Source organism: Corynebacterium glaucum (genome assembly GCF_002287505.1).
In the GTDB taxonomy this organism is placed as follows: Bacteria; Actinomycetota; Actinomycetes; order Mycobacteriales; family Mycobacteriaceae; genus Corynebacterium; species Corynebacterium glaucum.
This window is the reverse complement of the sequence record NZ_CP019688.1, coordinates 2,424,312-2,439,900: the sequence shown is the minus strand read 5'-3', so window position 1 is coordinate 2,439,900 and position 15,589 is coordinate 2,424,312. Positions and strand designations below refer to the sequence as shown.

The 15,589-nt window shown below is 62.0% G+C and carries 18 protein-coding genes; 10 read left to right on the top strand and 8 right to left on the bottom strand.

The features are described from left to right. Nucleotides 1-41 precede the first annotated feature (41 nt). Nucleotides 42-659, top strand: coding sequence for a single-stranded DNA-binding protein (locus CGLAU_RS11810; RefSeq protein WP_095660879.1), 618 nt, complete (start codon nucleotides 42-44; stop codon nucleotides 657-659). Nucleotides 660-729: 70 nt separating this feature from the next. Further along, on the top strand, nucleotides 730-1,182 hold the full coding sequence (gene rplI, locus CGLAU_RS11805) for a 50S ribosomal protein L9 (RefSeq protein ID WP_095660878.1): 453 nt from the start codon (nucleotides 730-732) through the stop codon (nucleotides 1,180-1,182). Nucleotides 1,183-1,304: 122 nt separating this feature from the next. On the opposite strand, the gene CGLAU_RS11800 is transcribed toward rplI, so the two are convergent. Beyond that, on the bottom strand, nucleotides 1,305-1,718 hold the full coding sequence (locus CGLAU_RS11800; protein WP_095660877.1) for a hypothetical protein: 414 nt from the start codon (nucleotides 1,716-1,718) through the stop codon (nucleotides 1,305-1,307). A gap of 64 nt (nucleotides 1,719-1,782) precedes the next feature. On the opposite strand from CGLAU_RS11800, the gene CGLAU_RS12335 reads away from it, so the two are divergent. After that, a complete protein-coding gene (locus CGLAU_RS12335) occupies nucleotides 1,783-1,956 on the top strand; it encodes a hypothetical protein (protein WP_157731386.1) in 174 nt (57 codons plus the stop codon). On the opposite strand, the gene CGLAU_RS11795 is transcribed toward CGLAU_RS12335, so the two are convergent. After that, nucleotides 1,925-2,575 carry an AAA family ATPase gene (locus tag CGLAU_RS11795; RefSeq protein ID WP_198304941.1) on the bottom strand — a complete coding sequence of 217 codons (651 nt, stop codon included), beginning with the start codon at nucleotides 2,573-2,575 and terminating at the stop codon, nucleotides 1,925-1,927. The genes CGLAU_RS12335 and CGLAU_RS11795 overlap by 32 nt on opposite strands. A gap of 71 nt (nucleotides 2,576-2,646) precedes the next feature. Further along, nucleotides 2,647-3,339 carry an AAA family ATPase gene (locus CGLAU_RS11790; protein ID WP_095660875.1) on the bottom strand — a complete coding sequence of 231 codons (693 nt, stop codon included), beginning with the start codon at nucleotides 3,337-3,339 and terminating at the stop codon, nucleotides 2,647-2,649. 376 nt (nucleotides 3,340-3,715) lie between these two features. Here CGLAU_RS11790 and dnaB point away from each other — a divergent pair, with 376 nt between their 5' ends. Both dnaB and CGLAU_RS11780 read left to right on the top strand, forming a co-directional pair. Next, on the top strand, nucleotides 3,716-5,185 hold the full coding sequence (gene dnaB / locus CGLAU_RS11785) for a replicative DNA helicase (protein WP_095660874.1): 1,470 nt from the start codon (nucleotides 3,716-3,718) through the stop codon (nucleotides 5,183-5,185). Between the two features lie 140 nt (nucleotides 5,186-5,325). After that, the gene (locus CGLAU_RS11780) at nucleotides 5,326-5,517 is read left to right on the top strand and encodes a hypothetical protein (protein WP_095660873.1); all 192 of its coding nucleotides are present in this window, start codon (nucleotides 5,326-5,328) and stop codon (nucleotides 5,515-5,517) included. A gap of 22 nt (nucleotides 5,518-5,539) precedes the next feature. On the opposite strand, the gene CGLAU_RS11775 is transcribed toward CGLAU_RS11780, so the two are convergent. The 4 genes from CGLAU_RS11775 to CGLAU_RS11760 form a co-directional block, all read right to left on the bottom strand. Further along, nucleotides 5,540-6,886 carry an MFS transporter gene (locus tag CGLAU_RS11775; RefSeq protein ID WP_269768547.1) on the bottom strand — a complete coding sequence of 449 codons (1,347 nt, stop codon included), beginning with the start codon at nucleotides 6,884-6,886 and terminating at the stop codon, nucleotides 5,540-5,542. Beyond that, nucleotides 6,883-9,123, bottom strand: a complete 2,241-nt coding sequence (locus CGLAU_RS11770; protein WP_095660872.1) for a heavy metal translocating P-type ATPase — start codon at nucleotides 9,121-9,123, stop codon at nucleotides 6,883-6,885. Before CGLAU_RS11770 ends, CGLAU_RS11775 begins: the two co-directional genes overlap by 4 nt. A 78-nt stretch (nucleotides 9,124-9,201) precedes the next feature. Further along, nucleotides 9,202-9,402, bottom strand: coding sequence for a heavy-metal-associated domain-containing protein (locus tag CGLAU_RS11765; protein WP_095660871.1), 201 nt, complete (start codon nucleotides 9,400-9,402; stop codon nucleotides 9,202-9,204). Between the two features lie 45 nt (nucleotides 9,403-9,447). Next, complete coding sequence (locus tag CGLAU_RS11760) at nucleotides 9,448-9,648, bottom strand: transporter (protein ID WP_095660870.1); 201 nt, start codon at nucleotides 9,646-9,648, stop codon at nucleotides 9,448-9,450. Between the two features lie 113 nt (nucleotides 9,649-9,761). Between CGLAU_RS11760 and trxA the strand changes: the two genes are divergently transcribed. Both trxA and CGLAU_RS11750 read left to right on the top strand, forming a co-directional pair. Beyond that, nucleotides 9,762-10,154 (top strand): thioredoxin, encoded by a 393-nt coding sequence (trxA, locus tag CGLAU_RS11755; RefSeq protein WP_095660869.1) that lies wholly within the window; start codon nucleotides 9,762-9,764, stop codon nucleotides 10,152-10,154. A gap of 126 nt (nucleotides 10,155-10,280) precedes the next feature. Continuing rightward, nucleotides 10,281-11,264 (top strand): PspA/IM30 family protein, encoded by a 984-nt coding sequence (locus CGLAU_RS11750; RefSeq protein WP_095660868.1) that lies wholly within the window; start codon nucleotides 10,281-10,283, stop codon nucleotides 11,262-11,264. Between the two features lie 36 nt (nucleotides 11,265-11,300). Here CGLAU_RS11750 and CGLAU_RS11745 read toward each other — a convergent pair whose 3' ends face one another. After that, the gene (locus CGLAU_RS11745; protein WP_095660867.1) at nucleotides 11,301-12,692 is read right to left on the bottom strand and encodes an NYN domain-containing protein; all 1,392 of its coding nucleotides are present in this window, start codon (nucleotides 12,690-12,692) and stop codon (nucleotides 11,301-11,303) included. A 227-nt stretch (nucleotides 12,693-12,919) separates the two neighbouring features. On the opposite strand from CGLAU_RS11745, the gene CGLAU_RS11740 reads away from it, so the two are divergent. The 3 genes from CGLAU_RS11740 to CGLAU_RS11730 are packed head-to-tail and all read left to right on the top strand — an operon-like array spanning nucleotide 12,920 to nucleotide 15,124. Continuing rightward, nucleotides 12,920-13,294: a GntR family transcriptional regulator gene (locus tag CGLAU_RS11740; RefSeq protein ID WP_095660866.1), complete on the top strand. Its 375-nt coding sequence runs from the start codon at nucleotides 12,920-12,922 to the stop codon at nucleotides 13,292-13,294. Then, complete coding sequence (locus tag CGLAU_RS11735; protein WP_157731384.1) at nucleotides 13,291-14,106, top strand: ATP-binding cassette domain-containing protein; 816 nt, start codon at nucleotides 13,291-13,293, stop codon at nucleotides 14,104-14,106. The genes CGLAU_RS11740 and CGLAU_RS11735 overlap by 4 nt, the downstream gene beginning before the upstream one ends. Nucleotide 14,107: 1 nt before the next feature. Continuing rightward, nucleotides 14,108-15,124, top strand: a complete 1,017-nt coding sequence (locus tag CGLAU_RS11730; protein ID WP_095660864.1) for a hypothetical protein — start codon at nucleotides 14,108-14,110, stop codon at nucleotides 15,122-15,124. The last annotated feature ends 465 nt before the right edge of the window (nucleotides 15,125-15,589 follow it).

The window sequence follows — 15,589 nt, the reverse complement described above, 5'->3', positions numbered from 1 at the left end:
TCAGCAGGTATCAGTAGGTACACGTAGGTAAAGGAACGCTCATGGCTCAAGGCGATACTCCCATCACCGTTGTTGGCAACCTGGTTGCTGACCCGGAACTGCGGTTCATCCCGAGCGGTGCGGCCGTTGCGAACTTCCGCATCGCGTCCACCCCACGCACGTTCAACCGCGAGACGAACCAGTGGGAAGACGGCGAGGCACTGTTCCTGACCTGCAACTGCTGGCGCCAGATGGCAGAGAACGTCGCAGAGTCCCTGACCAAGGGCATGCGCGTGATTGTCAACGGCCGCCTGAAGCAGCGCTCCTACCAGACCCGCGAAGGCGAAAACCGCACCGTGTTCGAGGTTGAGGTCGACGAGGTTGGCCCGTCCTTGAAGTACGCCACCGCAAATGTGAACCGCACGTCGCGTGACGGCGGCGGGAACTTTGGCGGCGGCAACCAGGGTGGCGGTTTCGGCGGCGGCCAGGGCCAAGGCGGCCAGAACCAGGGCGGTTTTGGCGGCGGAGCTGCTGGCGCGGCCGGTGGTTTCGGCGCAGGTGCTGCCGCTGGCCAGGGCCAAGGCGGCCAGAACAGCCAGAACCAGCCTGACAACGATCCGTGGAATTCCGCTCCGTCCTCCGAAGGTTTCGGGGGCATGGACGACGAGCCTCCGTTCTAAACGTTGAGCTAGCTACACAGCTACAACCCACACTCAAACTTTTCACAAACGAAGGAAGGTAAGGATTCAAATGAAGCTGATCCTCACCGCTGCCGTTGAGAACCTTGGAGAGCCCGGCGACGTCGTCGAGGTCAAGGACGGCTACGGACGTAACCTTCTCCTCCCGCGCGGCCTTGCTATCCCGGCTACCCGCGGCGCAGAGAAGCAGATTGAAGACATCAAGCGCGCTCAGGCCGACCGCCAGGTCCGCGACCTTGAGCACGCAAAGGAGCTGCGTGACCAGCTCGACCAGCTCACCGGCGTCAAGGTTGCAGTGCGCACCTCTGACAGCGGCAAGCTGTTCGGCTCCGTCACCGCTGCGGACATCGCCGACGCGGTCAAGACCGCTGGCGGCCCGAACCTGGACAAGCGTCGCATCACCGTGCCCAAGGGCCTGGTGACCAAGACCGGTGGCTACCAGGTCAAGGTCAACCTTCACGACGACGTGGAGGGCAAAGTGAACTTCGAGGTCGTCGGAGCTTAATTCGCTTCACGACGATTGCGTGCACCCTTAGCACCGCAATCCAACGACAACAGCGCTTTTGAGGAAACGGCGCGGGTCACCCTACGAGCTTGTGAGGAGCTCTTGAGGCCCGCGCCGTTTTCTTATGCCTTGAGGGCGGTTCTGGGCGCGGTGAGCGCAGCCATGATCAGCAACACCTGACCGATTGGGATAAGCAGCGTCCAAATGGTGAACAGCGACATCTCTCCCGCTTCGCCGACACCGCGCTGGGCCAGCGCCAACTGCGCCGTGGTGAGCCACCCGAAAGTGAGCAGCAGCGAGCCCGTAATGCCGTAGCCCACGGCAGCGTCGTGGGTCGTTGTGCGCGCTTCGCTGGCGCAGAACACTGCGCCGAAGATCGCGTTGAGGGCTGTCACGGTGAAACCTACCGCCAGCAGAATCTTGCCTGCGCCGTACGACGCGCCAAGCGCGACGGCGAGCTGTTCGGCGATCAGGGTCACCGCCGGAATCAATGCAGTGGCAATGACAACGCTGATCAGCTTCCTGCGCAAAGACATGGGACGAGTTTACGTCGGTGCTCAGGGCGAGACAGCGCACGGAAGTTCCCTAAACTGGTCACTCATGAATACGAACACGACCGGTAAACAGGACATCATCCTGGGAGTCATCGTCTTTCTCGCGGGGTTCCTCGCACTCGGCTTTGCCACCAGCTCGCTCTCTCTGCTCACCGCGGTGGTGAGCTGGATCGCGGGCATCTACATGATCATCCGAGGTGTGAGGAAGAACCGCGCGTAACCTCGAGCATGTATTGGGCGATGCCCTCCGGATCCGCCAGGTAGTCCCGCATCGCTCGAAACGCCGTCGTCTCCTCAACCCCCAGGCCGCGCGCGTAACCATCTTCGCCAATCTCGATGATCTCCGCGCCCGGAATAGCCAGCAGAATCGGGGAATGCGTGACCATGATGATTTGCGCTCCTGCTGCGGCCAAGTCGTGGAGCAGCACGAGCAGCGCCATCTGGCGCACGGCGGACAACCCGGATTCAGGCTCGTCGAGGAAGTAGATCCCATCGGGCGGGAAGTGCTCGACAAGCAACATCACGGATTCGCCGTGGCTCATCGCGTGCAGGTGATGCGCGCTCGGGCCAGCCGCACCCATCTTGCGTCCAGCTTCAAAGTGCGCATCGCCGCGCAGGAAATATCCCCGCTTCGCCTCACGTCCTTCAACCACGGCAAGCAGCGGAGACAGGGGATCGAGCGGCCCCGCGGGCGGGTCGTAGACACCGCCGTCGATGGGGAAGCCGTATGCACGGGCGATGCCGGTGAGCAACGTTGATTTGCCCACGCCGTTGTCTCCGGTGAACACCGTAATTGGGGCCGTAAATTCAATGCGATCCAGATTCCGCACTGCAGCCACATCGAGCACCCACGGCTCTACGCTGCTAGCCCCAGAACTCGGCCGACGCTCAACAGATCGGATGAATCGCATCATTGGATTAGGAAATTCGCTGTCGCGTTCGGGTTGGCAATGAACTCGCGGTGCGCAGTCACCGCTTCACACTCCTCAAAACGGATCGGATGGATCCCGTCCTCGCTGACCTCAAGCAGTGCGGCATCCGGAATTCCCAGCAGCACAGGGGAATGGGTCGCCATGATGATCTGCGACCCCGCATCCGCCAGGTGCCAAAGGATCCCCATCAACTCGAGCTGGGCAAACACCGACAGTCCGTCCTCGGGCTCGTCGAGAAGCAAGAGTGCTCCCTGCCCGAATCGATCCCGAAAGATGCGCATGAGCCCCTGCCCGTGGCTGAGTTCCACAAGGTCAGAAAGCGGATTGGCTCCCAACGACTGGTAGTACTCGCTGAGCCCCAGGTACGTCTCACCTCGCAGGAAGAACACGTCGCTAGGGTTCTCGCTGCGCGTGATCGTCAGCGCTTCCCACAGGGCAGACACAGACTTTCTCGTTGCGTAGCGCGCATTGCGGGACCCACCCTCAGCGTTTGCGCCGCGCGCCACAGCGATCGCCTCAATCAGGGTGGACTTGCCGGAGCCATTGTCGCCAGTGAATACGGTCACCTGAGAAGTCAAGGTCAGAGGGGAAGAAGCAAGATGCTTGACGACGTCTAACCCCGCAGCGTACCCCCGCACCTCCGCATCAATGCGCACCCGATCAACAAACATGAAGTCCAGTATGCATGAACCTTAATCTGTGACAACCCTGTGCATAAGTATGGGATAAGAATGCCAGTTCGCGGTTTGAGAATGGCCGGTTTATAGCCCAAAGCGAACTGTGTCAACTCAAAATACGATGAGATATCCCCAGCATTTTAGAAGCCGGAGGAGTGTGAATATTAGTGCCACTAACTGGTGGATTGTGGGATTTCGCAGGGCATTCCTTGGGACCGTTCCACAAGTTCTCCACAAGGTGGGGTAGGTCGCTGTGGAGAACTCGTCGATAAGCATCGTCCTTTTCCACAACCCCTGTGGATACCTTCTTTCTGAACTCTTTTTGTGATGGGGTCTCGCGGTATGGTGAGCGGGGCTGAAAGGGGACCTCATGAGTGCCGACGAGAGCTTTGACGATTACGTGCTGCCGCCCGAACCGGCGGAGCTGAGCTTCGGTGACCGCCCGGAGAGCGGCGGTTCGACCCGGTTCGAGCGCGGGGGCCGATCGAACTTTAGCCGGGGGCGCGACGACCTCAGTGAGTACCGCACGCCGCCGCATGACGAGCGGGCGGAGCGCAGTGTGCTCGGTGCGATGCTGCTCAACCAGGACGTGGTGGTGGACATCGTGGACCGCCTGCATGCAGAGGACTTCTACTTCCCCGCGCACCAGCTGATCTTCCGGGCGATTGTGGATCTGTACTCCGACGCCAGTGAGATCGATGTGTTGATTGTCTCCGGACGTCTGGACCGGCTGAACCAGCTCGAGCGCGTGGGTGGGGCGCCGTACCTGCACACGCTGATCTCAGAGGTGCCGACCGCCGCAAACGCGCAGTACTACGCGCAGATCGTGGAGGAGAAGTCGATCCTGCGCCAGCTGGTCAACGCCGGCACGCACGTGGCACAGCTTGGCTACGAGGGCGAAGACGGTATGGAGGTCGAGGCGCTGGTTGATATGGCGCAGCAGGAAGTCTTCGGGATTACGAAGAACGACCGCGGCCAGGATTACCAGTCACTGTCTGACCTGCTGAAGCCGACGATTGATGAGCTGACGCAGATTGCCGCCGGCGGCGCACTGGATCAAGGTGTGCCCACGGGCTTTATCGACTTGGACAACCTGACCAACGGCCTGCATGCGGGTCAGATGGTGATTATCGCGGCGCGTCCGGGCGTGGGTAAGTCGACGCTGGCACTGGACTTCATGCGCTCCTGCTCGATTCACAACAACAAAACGTCGGTGATCTTCTCGCTGGAAATGAGTGCGTCCGAGATCATCATGCGGCTACTGTCTGCGGAAACGGAGATCAAGCTCTCCGCGATGCGCTCCGGGCAGATGGAGGAGCGGGACTGGGAGAAGCTTACCCAGCGCCTCACTGATATTCAGGACGCGCCGTTGTTCATCGATGACTCGCCGAACCTGACCATGATGGAGATCCGCTCGAAGGCGCGGGCGCTGAAACGCCAGCACGGTTTGGATTTGGTGGTGCTGGACTACCTGCAGCTGATGAGCTCGGGCAAAAAGGTGGAGTCGCGCCAGCAGGAGGTGTCGGAATTCTCGCGTCACCTGAAGCTGCTGGCGAAGGAGCTTGAGGTGCCGGTGATCGCGATTTCCCAGCTGAACCGTGGCCCTGAGGCGCGTACGGATAAGCGTCCGCAGCTTGCTGACCTGCGTGAATCGGGCTCGCTGGAGCAGGACGCGGACATGGTGTTCCTGCTGTATCGCCCGGACTCGCAGGACCGCGACGACGAGCGCGCCGGCGAGGCCGACATCATCGTGGCGAAGCACCGCGGCGGCCCGATTGACACCATTCCGGTGGCGCACCAGCTGCACTACTCGCGCTTCGTGAACATGGCCCACGGGTAGTTTTCGATCCAGTTAGGTTTGCCAGACCACTGTTAGGAGTGGCTTTCCATCGGTGACACGCTGGTCAATGGCGTTTATGATCAGTCAGCAACACTGTTCAATCCGCTTGAACCCGCTGTCAGTGACCGAAGGAGTAAGCCATGACCGTGCGTTCCATCAACGCCTCCGCCGCGTGCGCCAACACCGTGGCGAAGCTCGACCCCAGCATCACCGTCGCGCGTACCGGCGAATCGACGATGCTGCTGAACCTGCCGCGCGACATCGCCGAGATTGAAAAGGCCGCAGAAGCGCCCAAGGGCTTCGGCACCCGTCTGCGCGAGCTCTTCGCATAAGCGTGCCTAGCGACGGCTCGGCTTAGGCCAGTGCCACGCCTTTTTGCTCCGGCAGGGTGAAGGCGGCGATGCACGCCACCGCGAAGGCTGCGGCGAAGACCCCGAACACCGCAATGTTGCCGCCGAAGGCGAGCACCGGCGGGACAATCAGCGGCGCGAGAATCGACCCGATGCGGCCAAAGGAAGCGCCAGCGCCTGTACCGGTGGCGCGGATGTGGGTGGGGTAGAGCTCCGGGCCAATCGCGTAAAGCGCGCCCCACGCGCCAAGGTTGAAGAAAGACAGCAGGCAGCCCGCTGCGATGATCTGCCACTCCGCCGCCACCATTCCGTACAACAGGGCGGAGGCTGCTGAGCCTCCGAGGAAGACCGACAGGGTCATCCGGCGCCCCCAAACCTCGATGAGCCATGCAGCCACGGCATAGCCCGGCAGCTGGGCCAAGGTGATGATCAGTGTGAAGCTGAACGAGCGCACGAGCGTGAAACCTTGGCCGACCAGCAGCGACGGGATCCAGGTGAACGCGCCGTAGTAGGAGAGCGAGACGCAGAACCACACCACCCAGAACGCGGTAGTGCGCTTACGTAGGTCGGGGCCCCAGATGCCGCCGCGAATCGGCTTCTCCTCCGGCGGGGTAGAGGTGTCGAACTCCGCCTGGTCGGCCTCCGCCTCGAACTCTCGAACAATCTGCTCGGCTTCCTCATGGCGGCCTTTGGACTCGAGGAAGCGCACCGACTCAGGAAGGCCCGCGCGGACGTAGATCGCGTAGAGCGCTGGCACCGCGCCAAGCGCGAGACCCCAGCGCCAGCCGTTGTCGCTCTGGGCCACGACGAAGGTGCCGATGATCGCGGCCAAAATCCACCCGACGGCCCAGAACGCCTCGAGGATGACCACCATCCGGCCGCGCACGCGGCGGGGTGAGAACTCGCTGACCAGCGTGGAGGCCACGGGCAGCTCGCCACCGAGGCCGAGACCCACGATGAAGCGGAACACTATGAGCATGCCCACGGAGGAAGCGAGTGCCGATGCACCGGTGGCGATGCCGTAGATCAATAGCGTCGCCGCAAACACCTGGCGGCGGCCGATCTTGTCCGCCAGCAGGCCTGCGAGAGACGCGCCAATGGCCATGCCGATGAAGCCGACGGAGGCGATCCAAGAGGTCGTGGACTTGCCCAGCTCCCAGTGGACGGCAAGTGCGGCGATGATGAAGGACACCAGGCCGATGTCCATCGCGTCCAGCGCCCAGCCGAGACCGGATCCGAGGAGAAGGCGCTTGTGTTTAGGTGTTACGGGCAGCCGGTCGAGGCGCTCGGTGCGGGTCAGCGCGCGGCCATCGGCCGCGGCAGCTGACAGGTGTTGCTCAGGGTTTGTCACCCGCCAAATTCTGCCTTAAAGCCCCGCAACCGGAGGGAGTTTGTGACGACGAACACAGACGAGAACGCCATCGCAATCCCGGCCAGCATCGGATTCAGGAACCCGAGCGCGGCAACCGGGATGAGCAGCACGTTGTAGGCGAAAGCCCAGAACAGGTTGCCCTTGATAGTCTGCAGCGTCTTGCGTGACAAACGGATGCCGTCAACCGCCGAGCCGAGCGAGTCGCGCATGAGCGTGATGTCGGATGCCTCAATAGCAACGTCCGAACCGGCACCCATTGCAAGGCCGAGATCGGCGGTCGCGAGGGCAGCGGCATCGTTCACGCCATCGCCGACCATCGCAACGTTGTGGCCCTTGTCTTGCAACCCGCGCACAACGTCGACCTTGTCGGACGGCATTACACCTGCCGTCACGTCTGCGGCGTCGATGCCCACTTCGCGGGCGACCGCCAGTGCGGCGCCCTCGTTATCGCCAGTGAGTAGGTGCGGGGTAAGCCCCAGCTCGCGTAGCCGCGAGATGGCCGCAGCGGAATCGCGCTTCACCGTGTCGCGTACCGCAATCACGCCGGCCACCTCGCCATCCACCTCCACGGCAACGGCAGTACCGCCGGCGGTCTCCGCGTCCTCGAATGCGCCGCGCAGGGAACCCAGATCCGCCTGGGGGCGGCCGACGCGGACCAAAGTGCCGTCGACAAGCGCCTTGGCCCCAACACCTGGCTCGTTTTCGAAACCTAAAGCCTCGGGTGCCGCGACACCCGCCGCGATGGCTTGGGCAATCGGGTGTTCCGACTGTGCCTCGACGCCCGCGGCGAGACGGTGCACCGCTTCAGCGGTCCAGCCGGAAGCCGGCACGACATCGGTCACCTGCATCTCCCCGCTGGTCACGGTGCCGGTCTTGTCTAGCACGATCGTGTCAGCCTCGCGGGTGGATTCGAGCACTTCGGGGCCTTTGATCAGAAGCCCCAACTGCGCGCCGCGACCGGTGCCCACCAGAATCGCGGTCGGCGTGGCCAGACCCAACGCGCACGGGCAGGCGATGATCAGCACCGCCACCGCCGCGGTGAACGCGTGCGCCGTGCTGTGGCCGGCCAACAGGTGGCCCACCAGCGCAAGCAGCGAAATTGCGATCACCGTCGGCACGAAGATCTGCGAAATCCGGTCCACCAGCCGCTGCACCGGAGCCTGACCGGACTGGGCGTCCTTGACCAGTTGGCCCATCTGCGCCAGCGTGGTGTCCGAACCCACGCGCGTCGCCTCGACCACCAGGCGACCCGACGTATTCAGCGTCGCGCCGGTGACCAGCGAGCCCTCCGCCACCTCGGCGGGCACCGATTCGCCGGTGAGCATCGACTCGTCGATCGCCGAGTGCCCGGACACCACGCGCCCGTCTGTGGCAATCTTCTCGCCTGGACGCACCACGAACTGCTCACCCACAGCCAGCTGCCCAATGGGCACGCGCACCTCTTTGCCGTCGCGCAGCACCGCCGCGTCCTTTGCGCCCATGTCCAGCAGCGAGCGCAGCGCCTCCGAGCTCTGCCCCTTCGCCTTCACCTCAAACCAACGCCCGAGCAGCAGGAACGTGATCACCACGCACACTGTCTCAAGGTAGATCTCGTTCATGTGCGTGTCCTCGGGCAGGATCGCCATCTCCATGGTCATGCCCGGCTCGCCGGCGCCGCCGAAAAACAGCGCGTAAATCGACCACAGGTACGCCGCGGTCGTGCCCAGCGACACCAGCGTGTCCATCGTAAAGCTGCCGTGGCGCAGATTCAGCAGCGCCGAACGGTGAAACACCGACCCAGCCGCGAAATACACCAAAGTCGTTGCCGCGAACACCGCCCATTGCCAGTACGTGAACTGCAGCGCCGGAATCATCGACACCAGCATCACCGGCACAGCAACCAGCGCCGACCAAATTATGGTTCGCTTCAAGCTTTCAGCTTCGTTGTCTCGAGCTTCATCGCTTATCGACGCCTCGTTGCCAGCGTCCATCTCAGGCTTCGGCGTCATGTCGTACGCGTCGTAGCCGGACTGGCGCACGACCTCGATCAGTTCGTCCGGGGATGTCTTGCCCGGGTCGTAATCAATGGTGGCGGTCTCGGTGGAGTAGTTCACCGTGGCATCGACACCGTCAACTTTGTTCAGTTTGCGCTGCACACGCGACGAGCAGGACGTGCAGGTCATACCCGTCACGCCCAGCTCGATGTGCTGGAGCGCTGTGCTCTCGGGTGTGGTCATATTCCCACCATATGCCCGCAAAATTATATGAACAAGGCCCGTTCGCGCTGAGCGAAACGGGCCTTCGGCGGGGAATCACTACGCGAGCTTGTAGCCAGCCTCTTCGACGGCTGCAGCGATCTGCTCGTCGGTGTAGCCCTCGCCTGTCACCTCGACGTTGCCGGAAGCGTGGTCAGCCTTGACGCCGGTCACGCCAGCGATCTCGGAGATCTCCTCCTGAACACTCAGCTCGCAGTGGCCACAGGTCATGCCTTCAACGTTGTAGGTCTGGGTAGCCATTAGTGATCCTCCTCGTAGTCGTCGTGAAGCAATCTGCTCCCGATGCTACTCGGCGAGTGCGAACCCTGCGTTTTTCGCAGCCTGCGCGATTTCCTCGCTGGAGAAGTCCTCGCCCATCACGGTCATGACCCCGCGGTCAGTGTCGACATCGACGGTGTGGGTGCCTTCGATGAGCGTGACCTCGTCGATGAGCGAATCGACAGCGGCTTCGGTCGACGGACCTGTGATGCGGTAGTTCTTGGTCACTGCAACTGCGTCCTCTCTGGTAAAGGGCGGAAAATGCCCGGCGGGGAATCTCTTCGCCCCTGGTACCGTTTAAGTAGTTGGCACGATAACAAATAGACGCGAAGGAGAATAAGTTGAGCACGGTTGACGTGAACGAAAACACCTTTGAGCAGGCAGTGGGTGCCGACGGCATCGTTATGGTCGACGCATGGGCATCCTGGTGCGGCCCCTGCCGCCAGTTTGCTCCGGTTTACGAGAAGGTCTCTGAGGCGCACCCTGACGTAACCTTTGCGAAGCTTGATACCGAGGCGAACCAGGGGCTCGCCGCGGCCCTGGAGATTCAGGCGATTCCGACACTGATGGCCTTCCGCGACGGCATCCTGGTGTTCCGCAACGCCGGTTCGCTACCGGAAGCCGCGCTGGAAGACTTGGTGCAGCAGGTGAAGGGCTTGGATATGGACGATGTCCGCCGCCAGGTCGAGGCACAGCAGGCCGGAGACGACAATGACGACGAAGCTGTGCAGTAAACGCCAGTACTACGTCGATTTGACCTAGCAAAGCCCCGCTGCTTGCGGGGCTTTTTGCATGCTGTAGCCAGGAAGTGGTGCGTACACTGGGTCGCAATCTTTTGACGAGTGGAAGGACTTAGACCAATGGCGAATCCGTTTTCCAAGGGCTGGAAGTACCTCATGGCCAACTTCGAGCACCAGATCGATCAGAACGCTGACCCGAGGGTGCAGATCCAGCAGGCGGTCGCGGCTGCGAAGAAGAATCACCAGGAGATTTCCCAGCACGCTGCGTCGATTGTGGGTAACCGCAACCAGCTGGAGATGAAGTTGGAGCGCCTGATCAAGCAGCAGGAAGATCTACAGAACAAGGCCCGCACTGCGCTGCAGGCGGCCGATAAAGCGACGAGCTCGGGTGACGCGGACAAGGCGCAGCAGTTCAACGCGACCGCAGAGGTGCTCGCTTCCCAGCTCGTGGCTGTTGAGCAGGAACTGGCGCAGACTCGCGAGGCTCATACCGCGGCGGACCAGGCGGCACGCGAGGCAGTGGCCCAGCAGCAGCAGTCCGAGGCACGTCTGCAAGAGCAGCTGTCCCAGGTCAGCCAGCTCGAGTCCCAGCTGAACCAGGCACAGATGCAGGAGCAGACCACCCGTACGATGGACTCCATCAACCAGTTCGGTGGCGACGACAGTGTGCCGACCCTGGACGGAGTGCGTGACAAGATCGAGCGCCGCTACGCCGACGCTCTTGGCGCCCAGGACATTGCGAAGAACTCCATGAGCGACCGGATGGCGGAGATCGAGACGGCTGGCACCGACGTCGCAGCGTCCAGCCGTTTGGAGGAGATCCGTGCTTCAATGGCCGGTGAGCTGGAGTCTGGCTCTACCAAGGTGGTGTCCCAGGGTGCGATCGAGACCGGTGACGACGCGGAGGCGGCGCAGGCAGGCCAGGCCGCTCAGCAGGGCAGCCCGGATCAGAACGCGACGCTTTCTGAGGCGGAGGCGTACCTGTCCGGCGACAGCAAGCCAGCCAGCTCCCAGGAAGCGGGCTCCGAAGCTAACGATGCCGAGGTCGTAGACGCTCAGCCGGTGGCCGACGAAGACAATCGCTCCGACCGCGACAACCGCTAGGACGCGTTAGCCACGTCAGCCATTTCGGCCGCGTGGTTAGCCACGCTGGATGTTGATAAGCACTCCGCGGATGCCGGAGTGGAATCCGTCGCGCAGGTTCACCCGCTGAGTTTCGCTCAGCGTGTATTCGTGGAGCGTTTCGCAGGCGAACTGCAGCAGCGGGCGATCAATCTCCGGCGGTAAGCCGCCACCGGAAAGCATGTGCGCTTTGTCGCGCTGCTCCGAAGTGGCGGCATTTTCGTACCACCACGTGGCGTACTGTTGCCCCACGTCGTAGGGGGTTTGAAACCCGGCTGAGCTCCAGACCTCTTCCGGCAGCGGAACGTAGCGCGAGCGCAGTTTCCTGCGTGGGGCCATCATGGACGGCTTGGGCGCCGGTTTGGGGCCCGGCTTGGGTCGATCTGCCGTTTCCGGGTTGGTCAGCGATTGGTTGCCCGGCTGGTTGGTCTCATTGTTTGCTTCAACCTGCGCCTCGGTGGGTTCGTTGGACTCTGGTTCAGCCGGCGGATGCGTGCGCTGATCCGACGGCTTCGTACCGGTAATCGGGGCAGCTTCGGAGCGACGCGCGGCTTCAGCGACGGTGGCAGGGGAGGGGTGAGCGGAAGCGCTGTCCGCCGCCTGTTGTGCCGGCGACTCTGACTCGCCGCAATCGCCGTCATCGGGTCTTGCGTGCATGGCGCGATCAATGTTGCGCTGACTCGGGGCGAGATCGCGCGGCATTTGTTGACTAGCCGCGTCATCCCCACTAGCTCGGTCAGAACCCGTCTCGGGCGCTCGCAATGGGTCCGGGCCGTACCCGGGAACCGCAGTCGGACCTTGGTCCTGGTCCACCGGCTCAGCGTCGTTCAGCGGGCGCTCCCGGATCGTTGGCGGCAGCGGGCCCTCGAGTACCTGGAGTTGCATCGCATCGGTGAAGTCTTCGCGCGGATCGATGATCGTGGTGGTGTCACAGGCGTGGCGCAATGCCGAGGACATTGAGTCCCAGCCGAATCCGTACAAGTGGACGCGTACGCCCATGTCTGCGGCTTCCTGCACGCCGGGAATCATGTCGGCGTCGCCGGAGACCAGCACGAAGTCGCTGAACTGCTCGCGCGTTGCATTAAGTACCAGGTCAGCGACCAGGCGTGTGTCCACGCCTTTCTGGGTGCGTCGCTCGCCCCACTCAATGAGCTGGCCGGTACGCAGCTGCACGCCTGCGCAGGCGCGCAATGCCCGCTGGTAACGGTGTGGGCCGGAGTCCGGGATACCGTCGTACCAATACTGTCTGTGGACAGGCTGGTTGAGTTGTTGGGTGATCATGGTTCCGAGGCAAGCGACCACCTCGGGAAGGTCAATTTCTAACTGTGCGCGGGCGCCGATCTCCCACGAGTTGTAAAAACTCGCGAGCAGGTACGACGTGTCCACGAACACCAATGTTCGTTCAAGCATGGCTCCTAAATTCCGATTCTTTTCGTTTCTAATTTCGTATTTCTGGGCCCGGACGTGGGTCTAGATACCCCCAGTTTGCCTGAATCTCCCATGAGGTTCCACGTCGATTTCGAAACGAAACGCTGAAAACCCTCTTGCAATGCACCTACCGGATTGTTATATAGTTAGTTACTGCAGTAACTAACCAACCAACAGAAATCCTGAGAGCCCATCGGAAGGGGAAATCAATGAACAGTGACGTTGAACCGCTGTTCGTCCAGGTCGCCCGATTCGTTGAAGACCTCGTCATTGATGGGACTCTGCAGCCTGGTCAACAGGCACCCTCGATGAATCAGCTTGCGGAGTTCCACGAGATCAACCCGGCTACCGCGCGCAAGGGCTTGAGCCTTCTGGTCGACGCGGGCGTGCTGGAAAAACGTCGTGGCCTCGGCATGTTCGTCACAGATGGGGCTCGGGAACGCATTCTGAAGGGCCGTCGAGAAGCATTCGCGGGCGAATTCGTTGCGCCGCTTATCGACGAAGCCGTGCACCTCGGCTACTCCCGTTCCGACCTCCACCAACTCATCGACCGCGTCGCAGAAAGCAGAGGAATGTACCAGTGAACCCCACCCCGAACGTCGTCGTTCACACACGCGACCTCACGCGCAGCTTCGGCAAGAAACCAGTACTCAACGGCATTGATCTCAACTTCGGTCCCGGCATCCACGGTCTGCTCGGCCGCAACGGCGTCGGGAAATCGACGCTGCTCTCCATCATCGGCGGCCAACTCAAACCCTCCGGCGGTCAGGTCGAGGTTTTCGGCGAAACCCCATTCGACAACGCGCGGGCGATGGACCGCACCGCGCTTACGGGCGTCGACACTTCGTACCCCACATGGTCGGTGGCCAACGTGTTCAAGGGCGCGGCGCTGCGCTACCCGCATTGGGACCAGACAATCGCAGACACCCTCATCGCCGACTTCTCCCTCGACGGCGCACTGAGCACCCCATACGGCGGACTCTCCCGCGGGCAGCGTGCGATGGTGGCCATCATCGTCGGCTTGGCTTCGGGCACGGAGCTTTTGCTTCTCGACGAACCCTATGTCGGCCTAGACCTGCACAACACCGACGTCTTTTACCGGCACCTGTTGGAACAGGCGGATTCGGGGCGGACGATCATCATGGCCACCCACCACATCGAGGACGCGGCCAAGGTACTCGACACCGCGGCCATCCTCGGCCGTGATGGGCGCGTGGCCGCGCACGTGAGCGCGGACGACGCCGACGAGTACGTCTTGGTCGCTAGCGCGAGCGAGGGCGCCACACTTTCCCGCAACCTCATGACCCAGGCCGATGCCAAAGATCTCGGCCAAAGCGCCCGCGTGACCGCCGCTGGGTTTGACGACCTCATCGAGCACTACCTGGAGGTGTCCTAGCATGCAGTTCTTCTTGCACCAGTTCCGCGCCGGGCCTTGGCTCCGCTTCATCCCGCTCCCGGTATTCGCCGCCTTTTTGTTCATAAACGTGACGCAAAGCAGGCCAATCGTGGCAGTGGTGACCGCTGCTGTGGCAGCTCCAGCAGTGTTCATCGCCTTCTACCCGGAGATGGACATGGCGCAGTCATTCGGGATGACGCGCGCGCAAGCGGCAAAAGTGATCATCTGGCCTGTGCTGTTCACAGCAGCCATCTGCGGTGCAATTGCCCTGTCCCAACGCGCTGATGTGGTCGGTATTGCCTGCGCGGCGACCAGCCTTGCGTTGAGCATCTTTATGGGCCTGGTGTGCTTGCCCAATGGCGAGCGTTCTGATTCCTCTGGGAGCGCTCCGCTTCTGGCGGGCGCACCATCCTCTGGCGGCTCGTTCGCATGGGCGGTCATATGGCGGCCCGTACTCACCCGCGCAGCGGGGTTCGGCCTCGTCAGCATCCTGGTCGGGTGGCTTGCCACGTTCATTGGCCACGACACAGCTCGACAGTTCGTCGCCGTCACCCCGATCCTGGTCACGTGGTACTCCATCATCACGTGCCCGGGCTTGCTCCCGACCACCGCTTCCAGCTTCGGGCTAACCAGGAGAACATGGGCCATCCGCGCCCTAGTGGTTGCGGTTGTCGCTAACGCAGTGTTCGCTCTGGTCACGGTCGGCATCGCATTGCTTATCGACGCCCCGGCCAGCGCCTACCTCGCCGCCTCCGTAATCGGCGTCGCGGTGTGTGCCATCGCGTTGAGCCTCACACCGCGCACGGAGTACTTCGCGTTCATGGTGCCGTTCCTGTTCGTGCTTCCACTTCGGGAACTCATGGACACCCGCAATCTCGCATTCGATCCGGATGTGATTCGCGGCGTCGAGATCATCGCCGCCGTTGGCGGAGTCGCTGCAGTAGTTTCTCTGCTGCTGTACCTGACCGGCAGGGCGGACATTTCCTCTGGCTCCCGACGCTTCTTCGGGGTCGAATAGCCCGCAGACCACATCATCTATAGATGCCCCAAAACCCGGAATGTGCTGGGGGTTTGTGTTGTTGTGGTGGTGTGTGTAGGTTTATGTGAGTCAGCGCGACCGACAACGCCCCGCCTGGATGTGGTTTCAGGATTGTGTGAGCGGTAGGAAAACGAGCGCTAACGGCTAAGAATCTTACGTCTCCTTCTGGATGATCTGCTTTGTTGTGGGTTGTTTGGGGGGTGTGCGTGTGTTGTTTGAGAACTCGATAGTGTGCCAATGCATTTTTTGTTTGTGAACTTTTGCGTTGTGTGGTGTGTTTGTGGTTGGTGCTTGCTGCCCCTAGCTGTTTGTGTGGGGTGGTTGGTGTGTGCCGGTCGCCATGGCCTTGAACCAATGATTGGGGCTTGTGGTGTGCTGGTGAAAAGCTACACAGCATCATGCGTGTGATGGTTTCACGAGTAGTTTTTTTAAAACTGTGTTGTT

Excerpts from the sequence above, each read along its gene's own strand:
- CGLAU_RS11810 (WP_095660879.1), top strand. The coding sequence starts at position 42 with ATGGCTCAAGGCGATACTCCCATCACCGTTGTTGGCAACCTGGTTGCT.
- rplI (WP_095660878.1), top strand. The coding sequence starts at position 730 with ATGAAGCTGATCCTCACCGCTGCCGTTGAGAACCTTGGAGAGCCCGGC.
- CGLAU_RS11800 (WP_095660877.1), bottom strand. The coding sequence starts at position 1,718 with ATGTCTTTGCGCAGGAAGCTGATCAGCGTTGTCATTGCCACTGCATTG.
- CGLAU_RS12335 (WP_157731386.1), top strand. The coding sequence starts at position 1,783 with ATGAATACGAACACGACCGGTAAACAGGACATCATCCTGGGAGTCATC.
- CGLAU_RS11790 (WP_095660875.1), bottom strand. The coding sequence starts at position 3,339 with ATGTTTGTTGATCGGGTGCGCATTGATGCGGAGGTGCGGGGGTACGCT.
- dnaB (WP_095660874.1), top strand. The coding sequence starts at position 3,716 with ATGAGTGCCGACGAGAGCTTTGACGATTACGTGCTGCCGCCCGAACCG.
- CGLAU_RS11780 (WP_095660873.1), top strand. The coding sequence starts at position 5,326 with ATGACCGTGCGTTCCATCAACGCCTCCGCCGCGTGCGCCAACACCGTG.
- CGLAU_RS11770 (WP_095660872.1), bottom strand. The coding sequence starts at position 9,123 with ATGACCACACCCGAGAGCACAGCGCTCCAGCACATCGAGCTGGGCGTG.
- CGLAU_RS11765 (WP_095660871.1), bottom strand. The coding sequence starts at position 9,402 with ATGGCTACCCAGACCTACAACGTTGAAGGCATGACCTGTGGCCACTGC.
- CGLAU_RS11750 (WP_095660868.1), top strand. The coding sequence starts at position 10,281 with ATGGCGAATCCGTTTTCCAAGGGCTGGAAGTACCTCATGGCCAACTTC.
- CGLAU_RS11745 (WP_095660867.1), bottom strand. The coding sequence starts at position 12,692 with ATGCTTGAACGAACATTGGTGTTCGTGGACACGTCGTACCTGCTCGCG.
- CGLAU_RS11740 (WP_095660866.1), top strand. The coding sequence starts at position 12,920 with ATGAACAGTGACGTTGAACCGCTGTTCGTCCAGGTCGCCCGATTCGTT.
- CGLAU_RS11730 (WP_095660864.1), top strand. The coding sequence starts at position 14,108 with ATGCAGTTCTTCTTGCACCAGTTCCGCGCCGGGCCTTGGCTCCGCTTC.